Here is an 18,579-nt window from a genome sequence, read left to right as displayed (position 1 = left end):
AAGGTCCGTACCAAACGCGCGCCACGTACGGGAAAAGGCCGGAATCCACGCTGTGGATACCGGCCCTGTCCTGTAGGACGCCGAGACGTGTCGGGTCTCCTGGTCCTGTGCGCCTTCCGGGCCCGTGGAGCGGCGGACCGGTGGATCCGCCGGCCTCCGTGGGCGTCCGTGGGTGCTCTCGGGTGTTCGTGGGTGTTCGCGGGTCGGAGTCGGTCCGTGGCCTGGGTGGGACCGGGATCCGAGACCGGGGTTCGGGCCGTGGCCGGGCTCTGGCCGTGGCCCGGGGCCGGGATCAGGCCGTGACCGGCGTGCCCTGCTCCTCGCGCTCCTCGGTCCTCTCCTCGCGGGCCGGCGCGTCCGCGCCGTTCCGGGACCCGCCTCCGAAGAGCGCGTCCACGGACAGCGCGCCCGGGCCGGTGAAGACGAGCAGCAGGAAGACCCAGCAGAACAGGGCCGAGAGCTCGCCGCCGTTCTGCAGCGGGAAGAGGGCCTCGGGCTGGTGGACCTTGAAGTACGCGTACGCCATCGAGCCCGAGGCTATGAAGGCGGCGCTGCGGGTGCCGAGGCCGAGCAGGACCAGGACGCCCGCGACGAGCTGGATCGCCGCCGCGTACCAGCTGGGCCAGGTGCCCAGCTCGACCGTGCCGCCGCCCTTGGCCCCGCCGAGCACGCCGAGGAGCGAGGCGGCGCCGTGGCAGGCGAAGAACAGGCCGACGACCATGCGGAAGACGCCGAGGGCGTACGGCTGGGCCCGGTCCAGGCGGGCCGTCAGGCCGGCCGCGCCCGTGGTGCCGGTGGGAGTGCCGGTACCGGTGCCGGTCGCGGCATCTCTGTCGGCCTTCGTGCCGACCGCCTCGCCGGACGGGGCCGGGGCGCCGGTGTTGCCGGTGTTGCCGGTGTTGCTCATGGGTGGGACTCCTTCGGTCTGGCCTCGTCCGTCGGTGAACGAGGTGGGGGGACGGAACCGATGAGTCCGTAGGTTAGGGTTGCCTCACTAGTACTTGCAAGTTCAACATCGGACCGCCGGGAAGTGTGCGGTCGTGTTCACTTCCCGGCAATCCCGCCGTGACGTTTCTTCAAGTGGTCTGGTGTCAGCAGCCGTTGAGGGCGGACTGGAGGGCGCTCTTCTCGGCGGAGTCGACGCTGAGGTTCCAGTGGTACTTCACGTGCACCCAGGCCCTGACGTACGTGCAGCGGTAGGCCGTCCGCGAGGGCATCCACTTCGCCGGGTCGAGGTCGCCCTTGGCCTGGTTGACGTTGTCCGTGACGGCTATGAGCTGCGGCCGGGTCAGGTCGTTGGCGAAGGACTGGCGCTGAGAGGTGCTCCACGAGTTGGCGCCGGAGCGCCAGGCCTCGGCGAGCGGGACCATGTGGTCGATGTCGACGTCGGAGGCGGCGGTCCAGGTGGCGCCGTCGTACTCGGAGTACCAGCTGCCGCTGGTGGCGGCACAGCCGGAGTCCGTGACGACGTTCTTGCCGTCCCGCTTGAGTACGGTCTCGCGCGTGTTGCAGGCGCCGGACTGGGTGATCCAGTGCGGGAAGAGGTCCCGGCTGTAACCCGAGGTGGAACCTTCCGCCTTCACCGTGAGGGCGGCCAGGTAGCTGCGCGCGGTCGCGGCGCTGACCGGGGTGGGCATGGCCGCCTGGGCGGCGGGCGCGGTGGCGAGGAGGCCGGTGACGGTGAGGGCGGCGGAGGTGGCGAGAACGGCGAGTCGACGCGCGTAGACGTTGCGGACGGGCATGTGAACTCCCTTGATGTGGGGGGACCTTGGCGGGTGCCGTCCCCGTGGGGCGCCGGGCGTGCCCGGTCATCGTGGCGGCGCCGGGTTTCCGTACGGGGTGCGCCAGGTAACAGCGTGACGACATGGGCACGTCACATCAAGGGGTGTGCGTGTTCTGTCGGAGCGTCAGATTCCGCTCGGCGGTCGCGGGTTGGAGGGGCGGAGAGCCGGGTGGTGCGGGGCCGCTGTGCGCGCGGGGGGTGCTGCGCGGGCGGGGGTGCCGCGTCGGCGGGGCGGGAGTTCCGGTCGGTGGCGGGAAGGCCCCGTGGAGCGCAAAGTGCTCGCGCGCGGCCGGAGCGTCCGGCCGCGCGCGAGCGGGGGTGAAGGTGGGGGAGGCGGCGGGGTTACGGCACGGTCGTCAGCGTGATCGTGCCGTCCGCCGCCGTCTCGACCCGCAGGTGGGTGAGGTCGGGCACGTACGCGTCCGGCGCGAAGACCGCCGCGCGCGGGCCCACGCCCACGACGCGCATGCCGGCCGCGCGGCCCGCCTGGATGCCGGCCTCGGAGTCCTCGAAGACCACGCAGTCCTCCGGCGCGAAGCCCAGCGCGGCCGCGCCCTTCAGGAAGCCCTCCGGGTCCGGCTTGCTGGCCCCGACGCCCTCGGCCGTGACCCGGGTCTCCGGCACGCGCAGCGCGGCCGCCCCCATGCGCGCCTGGGCGAGGGCCTCGTCCGCCGAGGTCACCAGGGCGTGCGGCAGGTCCGTGATCGCGGCCATGAAGGCGGGGGCACCGGGGACGGGCACGACCCCGTCGAGGTCGGCGGTCTCCTCGGCGAGCATGACCCGGTTGTCGGCGTGGTTCTGCTCCATCGGACGGTCCGGGAGGAGCACGGCCATCGTCGCGTACCCCTGGCGGCCGTGGACCACCTGGAGCACGGCGTCCCCGTCCAGGCCCTGCCGCTCGGCCCAGCGGCGCCAGCAGCGCTCGACGACGGCGTCCGAGTTGACGAGGGTGCCGTCCATGTCGAGGAGGAGGGCGCGGGCGGTGAGCGTTGCCGGGGTGGTGGCAGGCATCGGGTCTCCAGAAGGGGTGGTACGGAGAACAAGGCGGACCCGCCCACCGGTCAGGGAGTGCGGGCGGGGCCACTTTGTTCTTCAACGATACAAAACAGGGGGCGGTCTTGGCCAACCGGCCCGCCCCCCGTCCGCATCCTGGGATTGCCGCCGCACCCTGGGACCGCTGCCGCTGCCGCTGCCGCCGCTGCCCGCGCGGCCCCGCCACCGCCGCTGCCCGCGCGGCCCCGGACCCGCCCGGCCCCGCCCCGTACCGCGCGGCCCCGCCCCGTACCGCGCGGCCCCGCCCCGCCCCCCCGGTTCAGTTCCCCTGCTGCTCCTGCTCCAGGACCGCGCGTGTGCTCGGCCCGTACACGCCCAGCGGATCCCCCTGGATCGACCGCCAGCGCTGGAACTCGCGCACGGCCTCCCGGACCTTGTTGCCGTAGCGGCCGTCGACGGGGCCGAAGTAGACCCAGGCGGCCCGCAGCCGCCACTGGAGGTCCTCCACCTCGGGCCCCTCGTCGCCGTAGCGGAGGGTGGTGACCTCCGGCTCGGGCTCCTCCGTCCTCTCCGGGGTCCGGGAGGGCCTCGCGGTCGCCGTCGTCGGCGCGGTCGTCGGCGTCGGCGAGGCCGTCACCGAGGGAGGGGCGGCCGGGCCGGTCGACGCGCCGGGGCTCGCGGAGGCGTCGGAGGCCGAAGCGGAGGGCGTGGCCGTCGCGGAGGGGGAGGGCGACGCGGACGTCCGGCGCGGCGTCGGGGACGACGACGTCGGCTCCGGGCTCCCCGAGGAGGGGGACGGCTCCTCCGACACGGCCAGGTTCAGGTCCGCGCTCGTCGTCACCTCGGGCACGGCCGCCCGCTCCTCCGTCTCGCCCGCGCCGGCGAGGGCCGCCGCCAGGGCCGCGGTGCCCGCCACGGCGACGGCGGCCACCGCCGCGATCGCCGCGCCGCGCCTGCGGCCCCGCGGCCGGCTCCCGCCGGGCGGGGGCGGCACCTCGCCGGGCCCGCGCAGCAGCAGCGGCATGGTCTCGGAGGGGTCGCCCCCGGCACCCGTCCCGTACGGGCCCGCCCCGTACGGGCGGCCCTCAGGGGCGTCCGGGTGGATCGCCCCCAGCCGGGCGGTCGGCGGGTCCGCGTCGGCGCCCCCCGCGCCGTACGCCCCCGCCGCCCCGCCGTAGGCCCCCGCCTCAGCCCCGTACGGTCCCGCTTCCGTTCCGTGCGCGCCCGCATCCATGCCGTGGACGCCCGTTCCTGTTCCATGCGCGCCCGCATCCACGCCGTGGACACCCGTTCCCGAGCCGTACGCGCCCGCCCTCGCCCCGTAGGCCCCCGCCCCCGAGCCCTCCGGTGCGTCCAGCGTCACGTACGGCCGGATCCGGAGCGGGTCGAAGTCCTCGGCCGCCGCCAGTTCCGCCCGGGTGCAGGCGCAGCCAGGTCTGTGTACACCGCATTCAGGACAGACGTGTCCGGTCATGATGGGTCCCCTCCCCGATACAACTGCGAGCGATTATGCAGCCCACCCCCTTCCGGTGGGGGAACAGACGTGCCCTTCCGCAGGCCATAACCGGACATTCGGACCAGGATGGAGACGCCGAGAAGACGAAGACGCCGAGGAGGCGCCCATGGCCCAGGACCTACGCCCGTCCCCGCCCGGCGCCCCCGCGCCCGGGGGCGGGCAGCGTCACAGCACCGTCCTCGTCGCGATCGGCGCGCTGCTGCTCGGCATGCTGCTCGCCGCGCTCGACCAGACCATCGTCTCCACCGCCCTGCCGACCATCGTCAGCGAGCTCGGCGGCATGGAGCACCTCTCCTGGGTGGTCACCGCCTACATGCTGGCGTCCACCGCCGCCACCCCCCTCTGGGGCAAGCTCGGCGACCAGTACGGGCGCAAGAAGCTCTTCCAGGCGGCCATCGTCATCTTCCTCATCGGCTCCGCCCTCTGCGGCATCGCCCAGAACATGCCGCAGCTCATCGGCTTCCGCGCGCTCCAGGGCCTCGGCGGCGGCGGGCTCATGGTGCTGTCCATGGCGATCGTCGGCGACCTCGTCCCGCCCCGGGAGCGCGGCAAGTACCAGGGCCTCTTCGGCGCCGTCTTCGGTGCCACCAGCGTCCTCGGCCCGCTCCTCGGCGGCCTCTTCACCGAGCACCTCTCCTGGCGCTGGGTCTTCTACATCAACCTGCCGATCGGGGTCGTCGCCCTCTTCGTGATCGCCGCCGTGCTCCACATCCCGGTCCGCTCCACGAAGCACACCATCGACTACCTCGGCACCTTCCTCATCGCCTCGGTGGCCACCTGCCTGGTCCTCGTCGCCTCCCTCGGCGGCACCACCTGGGCCTGGGGATCGCCGCAGATCATCGGCCTCGCCGTGCTCGGAGCCGTACTCCTCGTCTGGTTCGTGCGGGTGGAGCGGCGGGCGGCCGAGCCCGTGCTGCCGCTCAAGCTGTTCCGGATCCGGACCTTCACCCTCGTCTCGGTCATCAGCTTCGTCGTGGGCTTCGCGATGTTCGGCGCGATGACCTACCTGCCGACCTTCCTCCAGGTGGTACAGGGCGTCACCCCGACCATGTCCGGCGTCCACATGCTGCCCATGGTCCTCGGTCTGCTGCTCACCTCCACCGCCTCCGGCCAGGTCGTCAGCCGCACCGGCCGCTGGAAGGTCTTCCCCGTCGTCGGCACCGCCCTCACCGCCATCGGCCTGCTCCTCCTGCACCGGCTCACGGAGACCAGCTCCACCTGGGAGATGAGCGTCTACTTCTTCGTCTTCGGCGCCGGGCTCGGCCTCGTCATGCAGGTCCTCGTCCTCGTCGTGCAGAACGCCGTCGCCTACGAGGACCTCGGCGTCGCCACCTCCGGGGCCACCTTCTTCCGCTCCATCGGCGCGTCCTTCGGCGTCGCCGTCTTCGGCACCGTCTTCACCAACCGGCTCACCTCCAAGCTGGAGGACGTCTTCGCCGCCGCCGGCCCCGGCCTCCCGCCCGGCGTCGGACCCGGGGAGGTCGCCGCCGACCCGCGCGCCGTCGCCCAGCTCCCGCCCGAACTGCGCCCCTCCGTGCTCCACGCGTACTCCACGTCCATCACGGACGTCTTCCTGTACGCGTCGCCGGTCGTCCTCGTCGCCTTCGTCATCGCCTGGTTCCTCAAGGAGGACCGGCTCCGCACCTCGGTCACCGCGCCCGACACCACGCAGACCCTCGCCTCCAACCCGGTCGAGCGCTCCTCGTACGACGAGTGCGCCCGCGCGCTGTCCGTCCTCGGCTCCCGCGAGGGGCGCAAGGCGGTCTACGTGAAGATCACCGAGCGCGCCGGGCTCGACCTGCTGCCCGCCGCGAGCTGGCTGCTGCTGCGCATCCGCCGGCACGGCACCGTCGAGCCCGCCCGGCTCGCCGAGACCACCCCCGTACCGCTGCGGGCGATCACCGAGGCCTCCCGGCAGCTGGAGGAACGGCACCTGGTCACCCGGGAGGGCGTCCAGATGATCCTCACCGAGGAGGGCGTACGGGTGACCACGCTGCTCGCCAGGGCGCGGGAGGACTCGCTCGCCGAGCTCCTCGGCGACTGGTGGGGACCCGAACGGCCCACCGACCTGGTGAAACTCGTCGAGGAACTGACGGCCGAACTGAGCGGCTCGGACGCGGAACGCCCCCGAACCTCGGAACCGCCCCGCGACCACCACGCGTGAGCGCCCGGGGGCGGGTCAGAGCTTCTTGCCGTACCAGACGTCCATGTACGGGCCGGTGCAGTACGCCGGTATCTCCGCGTACCCGTGCCGTACGTACAGGCTCCGTGCCTCGATCAGGTCCAGGCGCGTGTTGAGGACCATCCGGCGGGCGCCGAGGGTGCGGGCGGCGTCCTCCAGGGCGTCCATCAGGAGCCCGGCGCCGCCCCGGCCGCGGAACGCGGGGCGCAGGTAGACCCGGGTCAGTTCGGCGCGCACCCCGTCGCCGTCGCCGCCGTCGTCGAGCAGGAGCACCCCGCCGCACCCGGCCGGCTCGCCCCCGAACCGGGCGACCCGGAAGTCCCCGGTCGGCGGGGCGAGCAGCCCGGCCCCGTCGTCCGTCAGCCCCTCGTCGATCTCGGCCGCCGTCGCGGGCCGCTTCCAGTAGCGGCTCGCGACCTCGTCGTAGTAGTCGCGGCGCAGGGCGACGGCGTCCGGGGTGTCGACGCGCTCGGGGGAGAAGGTCCAGGTCATGCGCGTCATTCTGGGACGCGCACGGCCCGGGACGCAGCCGGTTTTCTCCGGGGCTCAGCCCTTCGGGGCCGCCTGCTGGACGACCTCGAACGACCACAGGGTCGACCCGGACGCGGCGGGCTTCGGACGCTCGCCCCCGCCCTCGCCGCCACCCTGGTGGGCGGCCCGCATGGAACCGTCCATCCAGTTCTGGAAGTCCTCCTCGCTGCGCCAGCGGGTGTACACCAGGTACTGGTCGGTGCCCTCCAGGGGCCGCAGCAGCTCGAACCACTCGAAGCCGTCGGACCCCTCCACGGCCCCGGCCCGCGAGGCGAAGCGCTGCTCCAGCACCTCGCGCTGCTCGGCCGGCACGGTCAGGACGTTGATCTTTACCACGCTGGGCACATGACACCTCTCGGAAAGCACGGGCCGGGCGCTGCGCCGAGCCTTGATCGCGTACGTGCAGTCTCGTACATCCGCCGGTCAAGGCGGCGTGAGGACGGCTCGCGGGCGTGGCTCAGCTCTGTGCCCACCACGTCCCCGCTGCCCCGGCGGCCGTGGTGATCAGGGCGACGAGCCATCCGGGGACGCGCTGAACGGTCAAGTGCAGCCCGCCGCAGCGCAGTTCCAGAGCCGGTGGTGGTGCGGTGCCCGCGCTGTGGTTCATGTCGGAGTCCTCACGTCGGGATGTGCTCGGCTTGGGCTGCATGTCCTGTGGCTCCTGTCGCGCGCCGTTGCGTGACGTAGGTGAAGGAAGGGACGGAACGACGCGGGGTTACCGGTCGAGGCCGACGTTGTGCGGGGAAGAGCGATGTCCCGGCCGCTCTCGGTCATTTCGCCTTCCTGGAAGGCGAGTTCGACGTGCGGATCAGTGACGTCGCGGGCCCGGAAGCGCTCCGAGCGCAGGTGAGGGGCTTCGCTGCCCCCACGGCGTATCGCGCTCTTCGCGGATCCAGGCTATCGCTCCGGACCCCCGACGCGTCACGAGCCGTATGTGTACAAAACAGGGGGTGGGATTTTGACATTGTGGACAGCGCCACGACGGAGTGGACCCTTGGCAGTTTCGATTCGGCGCGGTAGAGGAGCGTCTGACGTGTGGTGGAAGAAAGGTAGCTGCCGCACATCCTGAGGGTGTGCGCCCGCATGTCTGCCGCACCCCGCAGACCCCGCCCCCGCTCGGCACCGGGCCGGGTCGGAAGCGTCCCGCGGCGTTTCCGCGGCCCGAGCGCGGCGGGCGGGAGCGACACTCGGCACGTCCGGCCATGTGCGGTGTGCGCGGTGGGGGTATGAGCCATCGGTGGCTTCCGGATCGGCCGACCGTGGCGGTACTCGCGGTGCGCGTCTCCGGGTGAGTGGCTCGACCCGTTCACGATCTTCACGATGCTCGTAGGAGGCAGGACATGACCCGCACTCCCCCCGTCCTCCGGGCGGACACGGTACGGAGCCTGGCCGCGCGCTGGCTGTCCCGGTTCGGGGACGGGGACTTCGTCGTCTCGCCGGCCGGGCTGTGGCTGGCGCTCGGGGTCGTCGCGGCCGGGGCGCGGGGGCGGACCGCAGGGGAGCTGCGCGGGCTGCTCGGGGTCGACGGGGAGGCGGCGGCCGGGGCCGTGACCGGGGCCGGGCGGCGGCTCGCCGGGACGGACGGGCTCGCGGTGGGTACGGGGGTGTGGGCCCGGGCGGCGGTTCGTGAGGAGTTCAGGCGGAGCCTGCCCGACGTGCGGTTCGGGGAGTTGGGCGGGGGCGCGCAAGGGGAGCTCGACGCGTGGGTGCGGGAGGCCACCGGCGGGCGGATCGACGGGCTGCCGCTCGCGCTCGACGGCTCCGAGGAGCTCGTGCTGCTGAACGCCCTGGCCCTGAAGGCCTCCTGGGCGTCCGCCTTCCCCCGGCACCTCACCCGCGACGAGCCCTTCACCGACGGGGACGGCCGCGTCCGGCCCGTACCGACCATGCGGCAACGGATCCCGTCCGCCTCGGTCCGGTCCGTGGACGGGGTCACCGTCGTCGAGCTGCCCTGCGCCGGGGAGCACGCCGCCCTGGTGCGGTTCGCGCTCGGGCCCGAGGGGGCCGGGCCGGGCGAGGTGCTGCCCGCCGCCTGGGCCGGGCCCGGGGCGGGGGAGCCGCTCGCCGCCGACGCGGCCGACCTCCTCCTGCCGCGCTTCACCCTCCGTACGAGGACCGAGGTGAACGGGCACCTGGCGGCGCTCGGCGTCGAACGGGCCCTGCGCCCCGGAGCCGACTTCTCCGGCCTCTCGGCGGAGGACCTCTTCGTCGACAAGGTGGTGCAGGAGGCGATGGTCGAGGTCGCCGAGGAGGGCGTCGAGGCGGCGGCCGTCACCCAGGTCAGGATGGCCCGGAGCGCGGCCCCGCCCCGCCGCGAGGCGGTGCGGCGGATCGCCTTCGACCGGCCCTTCGGCGTCGTCGTCCTCGACGCGGAGGGCGGGGTGCCGCTCTTCGCGGGGTGGCGGCGGAGTGCGCCGTCCGTGGGCGGTTAGGGCTCGCCCGGTGGACGGCCGGGCCGGGTGTGCCGCCGGTCGTCGGCTCCGGCTTCCGTGGGCGGTCCCCCGCCCGTAGTACTCTGCCTGAAGTGGTTTGAACGCGGTGCTACGCCTGGAGCGGTGTCAATGGTGAGACGGAACGACCAGCGGCGCGCGGCCCTCGTCGACGCGGCGATCGAGGTGCTGGCCCGGGAGGGCGCACGCGGGATGACCTTCCGGGCCGTGGACACCGAGGCCGGTGTCCCCGTCGGCACCGCGTCCAACTACTTCGCCAGCCGCGACGACCTGTTCACCCAGGCCGGGGCCCGGGTCTACGAGCGGCTCCGGCCCGACGAGGCCACCGTCGAGCGCCACCGGACGGCCGCCCGCGACCGGGAGACCTACGTCGAGCTGATGCGCGAGCTCGTCGGCCGCGTCTCCTCCTTCCGCACCGGCTACCTGGCGCTCCTCGAACTCCGCCTCGAAGCCACCCGCCGGCCCGGACTGCGCGAGGTGCTCACCGAGCGGGTCCGGGCCGACGTGGACGCCAACATCGCCTATCACGAGGAGTCCGGCCTCCCCGGCGACGCCATGGCCGTCAAGCTGCTCATGCTGGCGCTGAACTGGCTGATCGTCGAACAGCTCACCCTGCCGGACGTCTTCACGGAGGCGGAGCGCGAACGCCTGGTGACGGCCGCCGTCGAGCGCGTCGTGGCGGCCGAGGAGACGCAGGATCCCGGAGCGGCTCCGTAACGGTCCCGGAGGAGCGGCTCCGGAGCGGACTAGTCCGTCACGCGGGCGACCAGCAGCCCGTCGTAGCCCTTCGTGCCGACCGTCTGGAACGCGGTGGCGTCCAGGCGCGGTTCGCGGGCGACCAGGTCGAACATCGCGCGGGTGCCGGTGACGGAGGGGTCGTCCGGGTGCTCGGCGGCCACCTTGCCGCCCCGCACCACGTTGTCGACGACGATCACCGTGCCCGGCCGGGAGAGCTTCAGGGCCCACTCCACGTAGCGCGGGTTGTTGACCTTGTCCGCGTCGACGAAGACCAGGTCGAACGGGCCCGCGCCCTCCGCCTCCAGCTTCGGCAGGCTGTCCAGGGCCGCGCCCGTGCGGACCTCGACGACCTCGTCGAGCCCGGCGCGGGCGATGTTGGAGCGGGCGACGTCGGCGTGGGCCGGGTCGTACTCCAGGGTGATCAGGCGCCCGTCGGCGGGCAGCGCGCGGGCCAGCCAGATCGTGCTGTAGCCGCCGAGGGTGCCGATCTCCAGGATGCTCCGGGCGCCCTGCACCCGGGCCAGGAGGTGGAGCAGCTTGCCCTGGTTGGGGGCGACGGCGATCTCCGGCAGGCCGGCCGCCGTCGAGGCGGCGAGCGCGGCGGACAGCGCCTCGTCGTCCGGGGCGAGCAATTCGGTGAAGTAGTGGTCGACGTCGGTCCATTGAGGGTTGGTCATGCGGTCGAACGTACACCCGCCCCCGGGCTCCGGCGGCGTCGCGACGCCCGGACGACCGGGATCACCGCGAGCGCCACGAGCAGCGGGCCGCCGCCCACCGTCAGGAGCCAGACGGGGACGCCGGCGACGGTCAGCAGCCGGTCGGTGTGGATCACTTCGCGGTACGGGGTGTCGGCGACCCGTCGCAGGTGGTGGTCGTCGTCGATCCGCTCCGGGTGCGGGAACTCCTGCTCCAGGACGGTCAGATGGACCGGCCGGTCGCCCGCGAGCGCGGCCACGGCACCCCCGGGCCGCTCGATCCGCCCGGCGAAGGTCACCTCGGGCCGGTCGCCGCCGATGGCGGAGCGGGGCTCCATCCGGTGGTCGGAGAGGACGGACAGGCCGAGGGTCTGGGGCGTCTTCGCGAGCCGCGAGAGCCGCATCGGGTAGACCAGCTCGGGCGAGGCGAAGGCGATGCGCAGCGGGGTCAGCTCGCCCCGGAGGACGGAGCCCTTCTCCTCGGGCGCGAGGCGGACCGCGACGTACTCCCACTTCCGCTCGACGTACGGGCGGAGCGCGCCGGTGAGCCGGTCGGGCAGGTCGAAGCCGTTCGTGCGCAGCCAGTCGCCGAGCGCGTCCGGGTCGGTGGCGGTCAGCCGGGCCACGTCGAAGGGGCCGAGCCGTTCGCGGCCGACGACGCCGACGCCGGTGCCCGCGCCGGGCGGGGCCCCGGCCCCGTCGCCGCGATCGGAGTCGAACGGCCAGTCGTCCTCGCGCGGCCAGAAGTGGAAGCGGTCGCGCCGCTCGGGCGCGGTCAGCCGGGCGATCTCGTCGAACAGCTCCGGATCGCCGAGGGAGACGTCGGCCCGGCCCGGCACCGGCATGATCCAGGCCGCCCGCTCGGCGTCCCCGTGCACGCGGAAGCGCATCACGATCGTCTCGGTGCGCCCGTCCCAGCGGACGGCCGACTCCTCGCGGTCGACGCCGATCCGCCGCGACGCGTCCGGGACGATGGCGCCGCAGCCGCAGGCGTACGCCGGCGCGACGAGCGAACCGGCCTGGAGCGCGAGCAGCGCGACGAAGGCCGTCAGGATTCTTCTGATCAGGATGCCGTGTGTCCCCCGCATGGCGGTTTGGACGCGCGGGGCGAAGATCCGGTTCCTCGGCTGCGGGGGCCCGGGAACGCCGCAGGCCCCGCCCCTCCGTGAGGAGGGCGGGGCCTTGCGTGTGCGCGCTGTGCGGTGGCGGGACTCTTAGTACCAGCCGTTGGCCTGCCAGAACGCCCAGGCGGCGTTCGGGGAGCCGTAGCGCTCGTTCATGTAGTCGAGACCCCACTTGATCTGGGTGGCGGGGTTCGTCTTCCAGTCGGAGCCGGCCGAGGACATCTTCGAGGCCGGCAGGGCCTGGACCAGGCCGTAGGCGCCGCTGGAGGAGTTGGTGGCCTTGTGGTTCCAGCCGGACTCGTGGGCCACGATCTTGCTGAAGGACGCGTACTGCGAGGCGGGAACGATCTGTCGCGCGACATCCTGCGGGCTGGCGGCCGAGGCCGAGCCCGTCGTGCCGAGCACCGCACCCGACGCACCCAGCAGCACGGCTGCGGAGGCGGCGAAGGTCTTCTTGCGGGCGGCGACACGAGTGGTGAGCGAGCGGATCAAGGTTTCTACCTAACTTCGGGGACGGAGGCCGCGCCGGGCGTTTTCGGCAAGCCGGAACCAGAGCCCGGGAGACCCGGGAACCTGGGGGACCGGCCGGCCCGAGGCGCTGCGGTGAGCACCTGCTGCCTGGCGACGTCCACCAGAGAAGCAGGGCCGGAACGCCGACGCAACGACCCCTTGTACGAGGAAGGTTCGGACCCGGGAGGAACGTCCCGGGGGTCGGACGGGGTACGTTTCCGCAGGTTATGGGGGTTCGGGTGGGGCTTTGGGTGGTTCCGTACGTCTACTATTCCGGCTCGTACGTGACCTGGGTCCTGTGGGCCGCCTCACTCGCGGGGGACCCTTCCGGGCCCTCGAATGTGACCTGGGCCTCGAAGTTCGCCCGCCTCGTCGCCCGCCGCAGCGCCCTCAGGAGGGTGCCGCCGACCGTGAGCGTGAGGACGACGGTGAGCACGGCCCGGCCGAGGTCCCAGCCGAGGGAGGTGGCGGTGACGTACGCGAGGAAGCGGACCAGGTTCTCGTGGAGCGGGGCGCCCGGCTGGAAGGAGATCCCGCTGCTCAGGCCCTGGAGCAGGACCCAGCCCTGGAGGTTCATGACCGTGCCGTACGCGAACGCCGCCGCGAAGCCGTACGCGGAGAGCATCAGGAGCTCGGCCCGGCCCCGGAGCGTCCGCTGCCCCGGCAGCAGCCCGGCGCCCATCGTGAACCAGCCCATCGACAGCATCTGGAACGGCATCCAGGGGCCCACACCCCCCGTGAGCAGCGCGGACGCGAACATCGTCACCGCGCCGAGGACGAAGCCGAAGCCCGGGCCCAGGACCCGGCCGCTCAGCACCATCAGGAAGAACATCGGCTCCAGGCCGGCCGTCCCCGCCCCCAGCGGGCGCAGCGCCGCGCCCACGGCGGCGAGCACCCCCAGCATCGCGACCGCCTTCGCGTCCATGCCCGAGTCCGCGATCGTCGCCACCACCACCGCGACGAGCAGCGGCAGCAGGGCCGCGAACAGCCACGGAGCGTCACCGGCGTGCGACGTGACGGCCGAGCCGGCGTCCGCGAACAGGGGCCAGCAGAAGGCGGCGATCCCGATCAGGGAGACGAGGAGGAGGGCGGCGACCGAGCGCGGGCCCAGGCGGAGGGGGCGGGCGCTCACCGTGTCTCCTCCAGCGCCCGCTCCACCTGCTCGACCGTGAGCCACGGCTGCGGGGCCAGGACCTTGGCCACCTGCGGCGAGAACGCGGGCGAGGAGACCACGACCTCGGCCGTCGGGCCGTCCGCGACCACCTCGCCGTCCGCGAGGATCACCACCCGGTGGGCCAGCTCCGCCGCCAGCTCCACGTCGTGCGTGGCGAGCACGATCGCGTGCCCGCCCTCCGCGAGGCCCCGCAGGTGCTCGACCAGGCGGGCCTTGGCCGCGTAGTCCAGGCCCCGGGTCGGCTCGTCCAGGAGGAGCAGCGGCGGGCGGCCGGTCAGGACGACGGCCAGGGCGAGAGCGAGCCGCTGGCCCTCGGACAGGTCCCGGGGGTGCGTGTCGTCCGCGACGCCCGGCAGCAGCTCGGAGACCAGGGCCCGGCAGGCGCCGTCCTCCGCGCCCGCGTCCGCGTCGGCCGCCGCGCACTCGGCGGCGACGGTGTCCGCGTACAGCAGGTCCCTCGGCTCCTGCGGCACCAGGCCGACCTGCCGGATCAGCTCGCGCGGGTCCGTGGCGTGCGGGGCCCGGCCCGCGATCCGGACGGTGCCGGAGGTGGGGGCGATCATGCCGACGAACGCGGAGAGGAGGGTCGACTTTCCGGCCCCGTTCCGTCCCATGAGGGCGACGGTCTCGCCGGGGTCCACGCGGAGGTCGATCTTGCGGAGGGCCTCTACGCGGGCACGGCGGATGTGGAGGGAGTCGGTGAGGACGAGGGGGGTGGTGGGGGGTGGGGTGTCCTGAGGCTGGTGTCGGCGCCGTGAGAAGAGGGAGAAGCCCCCACCCCGCCCCTTCCCGAAACCGGGGGCGGAGCCCCCGGACCCCGGGGTCGTAGGGGCTGCACCCCTGGGACCCCGCGCCTCGAACGCCGGCGGGGCCGGGTTGTCGTTCGTGTTCAGCCCGTCCGGCGTTTGAGGACCGGGGTCCGGGGCGGACCCCCGGTTTCGGGAAGGGGCGGGGTGGGGGAGAGGCCCCGCAGGGATCCCCGCTCCGGCCAAGGGCTCCAGGCGCTCCTTCAGGCCCCCCGCCCTCCGCCTCGCGTCCCGCACCGTCAGGGGCAACGGGGTCCAGCCCGCCAGGCGGCCCAGGGTGACCACCGGGGGGTGGATGGGGGAGACGGACATGATGGCGGACGGCGGGCCCATGACCGCCTCCGGGAGGAGGAGGACCTGGTCGGCGTACTGGACGACGCGTTCGAGGCGGTGCTCCGCGAGGAGGACCGTCGTGCCGAGGTCGTGGACCAGGCGCTGGAGGACCGCGAGGACGTCCTCCGCCGCCGACGGGTCGAGCGCGGAGGTCGGCTCGTCGAGGACGAGGACCTTGGGGTGCGGGGTGAGGACGGAGCCGATCGCGACCCGCTGGCGCTGCCCGCCGGAGAGCGTCGCGATCGGGCGGTCGCGGAGTTCGGCGAGGCCGAGGAGGTCGAGGGTCTCCTCGACCCGGCGCCGCATGACGCCGGGCGCGAGCCCCAGGGACTCCATCCCGTACGCGAGCTCGTCCTCGACCGTGTCGGTGACGAAGTGGGCCGACGGGTCCTGGCCCACCGTGCCCACCACGTCCGCCAGCTCGCGCGGCGGATGCGTGCGCGTGTCCCGGCCGTCGACGGTCACCCGCCCGGTCAGCGTGCCGCCCGTGAAGTGGGGGACCAGGCCCGAGACCGCGTTCAGGAGGGTCGACTTGCCGACGCCCGAGGGGCCCACGAGGAGGACCAGTTCGCCCTCCGGGACGGTGAGGTCGAGGTTCCGGAGCGTGGGCTCGGCGTCCTCCTCGTACCTCACCGAGACGTTCTCGAAGCGGATCACGGGTTCTCCTCGGGTACGGGGGCCACGAACGCCGGCACCAGGCCCACCAGGACCGACAGCGCGGGCAGCAGCGGCAGCTCCGGGGCCTTCAGGGGGACGACCCCCGGGTGCAGGGCCTCCGGGGCGTACGCGTTCGCGCGGATCATCAGGACCGCGACCGCCACCCCGGACCCGGCCACCAGCCAGGACCGGGCGCCCCAGCGGTCGGGCCGGTACCGGGTCCGCACGGTCCGGCGTCCGCCGAGCCGGAGCCCGGCCACGGCGGCGAGGAGCCCGGCGCCGAGCAGCGGGAGGCCGTATGCCGCGCCCTCCGCCGCGAGCAGCCCGTACGAACCGGCGCAGATGCCGAGGAGCCCGCCGAGGGTCAGGACGTTCGTGGTGCGGCGCACGGCTGCCGGGACGTGGGCCGTGCGCCCGTAGCCCCGCGCGTCCATCGACGCCGCCACCGCGACCGAGCGTTCGAGGGCTCCCTCCAGGACCGGCAGGCCGATCTGGAGGACCGCCCGGACCCCGCCCGTGGTGCGGCCCCGCAGCCGGCGGGCGGTCCGCAGCCGGACCACGTCGGCGACCATGTTCGGCGCGAAGGTCATCGCCACGACGACGGCGACCCCCGCCTCGTAGAGGGCTCCCGGCAGCGACTTGAGCAGCCGCGCCGGGTTGGCGAGCGCGTTCGCGGCGCCCACGCAGATCAGCAGGGTCGCCAGCTTGGCGCCGTCGTACACCGCGAAGAGGAGTTGTTCGGCCGTCACCCGGCCGCCGATCCGCACTCCCTGCGCCCAGTCGGGCAGCGGCACCTCGGGCAGGGTGAAGAGGAGGTGCGTGCCCGGGATCGGGGAGCCCAGGAGGAGGGAGAAGAGGACCCGGAGGGCCACGACGAACAGGCCCAGCTTCACGAACGCGCCGTACGAGCGGGCCCAGGGCGCGTCCGTGCGGCGGGCCGCGACGACGTAGCCCGCGACGCCGACGATCAGGCCGAGCAGCAGCGGGTTGGTGGTGCGGGAGGCGGCGACGGCCAGGCCGAGCGCCCACAGCCACCACGCTCCCGCGTGCAGGGCGTTGGCCCGGGTCGCGACGGGGGCCGAGAGCGCGTCGAGCGCGCCGCGCAGCCTGCCGTGGGCGGGAGCGGTGCTCATCCGCGTCGGCGGGCCTTCCAGATCGCCGCCCCGCCGAGCGCGAGGACGGCCGCCCCGCCGACGAGCACGCCGACGGACGGACCGCCGTCGTCGCCGTCCCGCTTCTTCGCGGCGGTGGGCGATGCCGTGGACGCGGCCGTGGGCTCCTCGGCGACCTCCTCGCCGCAGCCCCGCGCCGGATAGCCCGCGATCCCGCAGAGCATGGCCCCGCTGCCGTACCGCAGCGGCTTCGCCACGGCGGCGAGCGCCTCCGCGCCGGTGGCGTCGGAGCGTACCTGCGCGCAGCCGGTCGTGATCCGTCGCGCGGGCGGTGCTTCGCCGGGCGGGGCGTCGGCCGGACCGCCGAAGTCGACGACGACCGCGACCCGCTTCGTGCCGTCCTTCGCCGCCAGGTCCCCGCAGATCCGGGTGAAGTCCGGGGCGGCGGTGGGTTGGGCGGTGTCGTCGGCCTCCTTGCTGACCGCGAAGCGGAAGCCGACCGCGTCGCCGTCGGCGGGCCGGGCGGTCGCCGGGCCCTGCGTGGCGTAGGCCCAGGGCTTGCCGCCGTCGCTCTCCCAGTACGCCCAGTAGCGGTAGCCGGCGGCGTGCGCCGGGGCGGCCGCGACCCCGGCGAGGGTCAGCAGCGCCCCGGCCGCGGCGCCCGCGACCCGGGTGGTGGTCCTGACGGCGGTGGCGGTCACTTCTTGCGGCCGCTCAGGAGGAAGCCGATGCCGACGCCGACGACCGTGCCGATGCCGATGATCCACCAGAGGTCGAAGCCGGAGTCCTCCTCGTCGGTGGTGGAGGAGGCGGAGGTGTCGGGGCTCTTGGGGGCCGGACCGGCGGCGTTGAGCTGTTCGACCAGGTCGACCGAGCCGAACTTGCGCGGGTCGGTCTCCGTCGCGCGGGCGGCCAGGATCAGCTGGGCGTAGGCGGCCGGGCCGCTCTCCTTCGCCCAGGCCGCGGAGTTCTTCTCCAGCCATTCCAGGGCGGGCATGGCCTCCTTGGAGGCGCCGGCGGCGGAGAGCGCGACGACGGCGTCGGCGGTGTTGCCGAAGTCGGGCTGCTCGGTGGTGTCGGTGGCGCCCGGCATCGGCGGCTGGACGAGGTGATGGGTCTTGGCGAGGGCCTTGGCCAGGTAGGAGGCGCCGTTCAGGGCGGCCCGCTCGGAGGTCGGCTTCGACAGGTCGGTGCAGGCGGGGGCCTGCTCGGGGGAGGCCTTGGTGGCGACCATGCTCTTGCCGAGCCCGGCGAGGGTGCCGGCGGCGGTGGCGTCGGCGTTGGCGAACAGCTTCCCGGCCTTGTCGGGCTGGTACGCGAAGGCGCCGGGGCCCTCCTTGTCCGCGCAGGGCAGCGCGAAGGAGAGGAGCGCGTCGTAGGGGGAGCGGCCCTCGGCGGAGGTGAAGTCGACGGGGCGCACACCGGTCGCGGCGAGGGCGCCGACGACGACGGAGGTGGAGTTGGCGTCGCTGGCGCCACCGGCGCTGTAGCCCCAGCCGCCGTCCTTGTTCTGCACGGACTTCAGCCAGTCGCTGCCGGCCTTGACGGCCCGGTCGGCCTTCTCGGGGGCGGCGCTCTGGCGGCGTACGGCGGCGAGCGCCTGGACGGCGGCGGCGGTGGCGTTGGTGTCCCGCATCGTCTTCGCGTCGCAGGGCTTCGCGGCGTCCGCGCGGTAGGCGGGGAAGGCGCCGTCGTCGCACTGCTGGCCGAGGAGCCACTCCACGGCCTGGTCGGCGGGCTGGTAGCCGGTGGCGCGCTGGGCGAGGAAGGAGAGGGACTGGCGCCAGACGCCGTCGTAGGTCGGGTCCTTCGTGCCGTACAGACCGGCCGGGAGCTTTCCGGTGGAGGGGGTCGGGGAGGGGGCGGCGGCGGCCTGCCCGGCTGCGCCGGTGCCGAGTACGGCGACGGCGGCGGTGAGCGCGGCGGCGGCGCGACGGACGGTGTTCATGGGGCCCTCTCCTGCGGCCGGGCACGG

19 protein-coding genes are annotated in these 18,579 nt (G+C 74.1%); 4 read left to right on the top strand and 15 right to left on the bottom strand.

From position 1 onward, the window contains the following. Nucleotides 1–292 precede the first annotated feature (292 nt). From AB0398_RS16575 to AB0398_RS16560, 4 genes are all read right to left on the bottom strand, one after another. Nucleotides 293–772, bottom strand: a complete 480-nt coding sequence (locus tag AB0398_RS16575) for a DoxX family protein (RefSeq protein WP_366375882.1) — start codon at nt 770–772, stop codon at nt 293–295. 319 nt (nt 773–1,091) lie between these two features. Next, nucleotides 1,092–1,742 carry an HNH endonuclease family protein gene (locus AB0398_RS16570; RefSeq protein ID WP_366375666.1) on the bottom strand — a complete coding sequence of 217 codons (651 nt, stop codon included), beginning with the start codon at nt 1,740–1,742 and terminating at the stop codon, nt 1,092–1,094. Between the two features lie 383 nt (nt 1,743–2,125). Beyond that, entirely contained in the window at nt 2,126–2,794 is a 669-nt protein-coding gene (locus tag AB0398_RS16565) for an HAD-IA family hydrolase (RefSeq protein ID WP_366375664.1), read from the bottom strand. 301 nt (nt 2,795–3,095) lie between these two features. After that, nucleotides 3,096–3,284 (bottom strand): peptidoglycan-binding domain-containing protein, encoded by a 189-nt coding sequence (locus AB0398_RS16560; protein ID WP_366375662.1) that lies wholly within the window; start codon nt 3,282–3,284, stop codon nt 3,096–3,098. 31 nt (nt 3,285–3,315) lie between these two features. Between AB0398_RS16560 and AB0398_RS16555 the strand changes: the two genes are divergently transcribed. Together AB0398_RS16555 and AB0398_RS16550 are read left to right on the top strand one after the other, a co-directional pair. Next, nucleotides 3,316–3,954 (top strand): hypothetical protein, encoded by a 639-nt coding sequence (locus AB0398_RS16555; RefSeq protein ID WP_366375660.1) that lies wholly within the window; start codon nt 3,316–3,318, stop codon nt 3,952–3,954. Nucleotides 3,955–4,398: 444 nt separating this feature from the next. Beyond that, nucleotides 4,399–6,456, top strand: coding sequence for an MFS transporter (locus AB0398_RS16550; RefSeq protein ID WP_366375658.1), 2,058 nt, complete (start codon nt 4,399–4,401; stop codon nt 6,454–6,456). A 15-nt stretch (nt 6,457–6,471) separates the two neighbouring features. On the opposite strand, the gene AB0398_RS16545 is transcribed toward AB0398_RS16550, so the two are convergent. The 3 genes from AB0398_RS16545 to AB0398_RS16535 all read right to left on the bottom strand — a co-directional run bounded on the left by AB0398_RS16545 (nt 6,472) and on the right by AB0398_RS16535 (nt 7,612). Next, nucleotides 6,472–6,975 carry a GNAT family N-acetyltransferase gene (locus AB0398_RS16545; RefSeq protein ID WP_366375656.1) on the bottom strand — a complete coding sequence of 168 codons (504 nt, stop codon included), beginning with the start codon at nt 6,973–6,975 and terminating at the stop codon, nt 6,472–6,474. A 45-nt stretch (nt 6,976–7,020) separates the two neighbouring features. After that, complete coding sequence (locus AB0398_RS16540; protein ID WP_366375654.1) at nt 7,021–7,350, bottom strand: antibiotic biosynthesis monooxygenase; 330 nt, start codon at nt 7,348–7,350, stop codon at nt 7,021–7,023. 112 nt (nt 7,351–7,462) lie between these two features. Then, nucleotides 7,463–7,612, bottom strand: a complete 150-nt coding sequence (locus AB0398_RS16535; protein ID WP_366375652.1) for a hypothetical protein — start codon at nt 7,610–7,612, stop codon at nt 7,463–7,465. Between the two features lie 733 nt (nt 7,613–8,345). Between AB0398_RS16535 and AB0398_RS16530 the strand changes: the two genes are divergently transcribed. Continuing rightward, nucleotides 8,346–9,437 carry a serpin family protein gene (locus AB0398_RS16530; protein WP_366375650.1) on the top strand — a complete coding sequence of 364 codons (1,092 nt, stop codon included), beginning with the start codon at nt 8,346–8,348 and terminating at the stop codon, nt 9,435–9,437. A gap of 129 nt (nt 9,438–9,566) precedes the next feature. Further along, entirely contained in the window at nt 9,567–10,172 is a 606-nt protein-coding gene (locus AB0398_RS16525; protein WP_366375648.1) for a TetR family transcriptional regulator, read from the top strand. Between the two features lie 29 nt (nt 10,173–10,201). Here the strand turns inward: AB0398_RS16525 and AB0398_RS16520 are convergent, their stop codons facing one another. The 8 genes from AB0398_RS16520 to AB0398_RS16485 form a co-directional block, all read right to left on the bottom strand. Next, on the bottom strand, nt 10,202–10,870 hold the full coding sequence (locus tag AB0398_RS16520) for an O-methyltransferase (protein ID WP_366375646.1): 669 nt from the start codon (nt 10,868–10,870) through the stop codon (nt 10,202–10,204). Beyond that, entirely contained in the window at nt 10,867–11,976 is a 1,110-nt protein-coding gene (locus tag AB0398_RS16515; protein WP_366375645.1) for a DUF2330 domain-containing protein, read from the bottom strand. Before AB0398_RS16515 ends, AB0398_RS16520 begins: the two co-directional genes overlap by 4 nt. A 126-nt stretch (nt 11,977–12,102) precedes the next feature. Next, nucleotides 12,103–12,504 carry a transglycosylase SLT domain-containing protein gene (locus AB0398_RS16510; protein WP_366375643.1) on the bottom strand — a complete coding sequence of 134 codons (402 nt, stop codon included), beginning with the start codon at nt 12,502–12,504 and terminating at the stop codon, nt 12,103–12,105. A gap of 286 nt (nt 12,505–12,790) precedes the next feature. Continuing rightward, the gene (locus AB0398_RS16505; protein WP_366375641.1) at nt 12,791–13,654 is read right to left on the bottom strand and encodes an ECF transporter S component; all 864 of its coding nucleotides are present in this window, start codon (nt 13,652–13,654) and stop codon (nt 12,791–12,793) included. Further along, entirely contained in the window at nt 13,651–15,492 is a 1,842-nt protein-coding gene (locus tag AB0398_RS16500; RefSeq protein ID WP_366375639.1) for an ATP-binding cassette domain-containing protein, read from the bottom strand. Before AB0398_RS16500 ends, AB0398_RS16505 begins: the two co-directional genes overlap by 4 nt. Then, nucleotides 15,489–16,625, bottom strand: a complete 1,137-nt coding sequence (locus tag AB0398_RS16495) for an energy-coupling factor transporter transmembrane component T (RefSeq protein WP_366375638.1) — start codon at nt 16,623–16,625, stop codon at nt 15,489–15,491. The genes AB0398_RS16500 and AB0398_RS16495 overlap by 4 nt, the downstream gene beginning before the upstream one ends. After that, nucleotides 16,622–17,305, bottom strand: coding sequence for an SCO2322 family protein (locus AB0398_RS16490; RefSeq protein WP_366375636.1), 684 nt, complete (start codon nt 17,303–17,305; stop codon nt 16,622–16,624). The genes AB0398_RS16495 and AB0398_RS16490 overlap by 4 nt, the downstream gene beginning before the upstream one ends. Then, complete coding sequence (locus tag AB0398_RS16485) at nt 17,302–18,552, bottom strand: prenyltransferase/squalene oxidase repeat-containing protein (RefSeq protein ID WP_366375634.1); 1,251 nt, start codon at nt 18,550–18,552, stop codon at nt 17,302–17,304. The genes AB0398_RS16490 and AB0398_RS16485 overlap by 4 nt, the downstream gene beginning before the upstream one ends. Nucleotides 18,553–18,579 lie beyond the last annotated feature (27 nt).

This window comes from Streptomyces sp. NPDC086147 (assembly GCF_040702165.1).
Taxonomy (GTDB): Bacteria; Actinomycetota; Actinomycetes; order Streptomycetales; family Streptomycetaceae; genus Streptomyces.
This window is presented reverse-complemented; position numbering and strand designations above follow the sequence as displayed.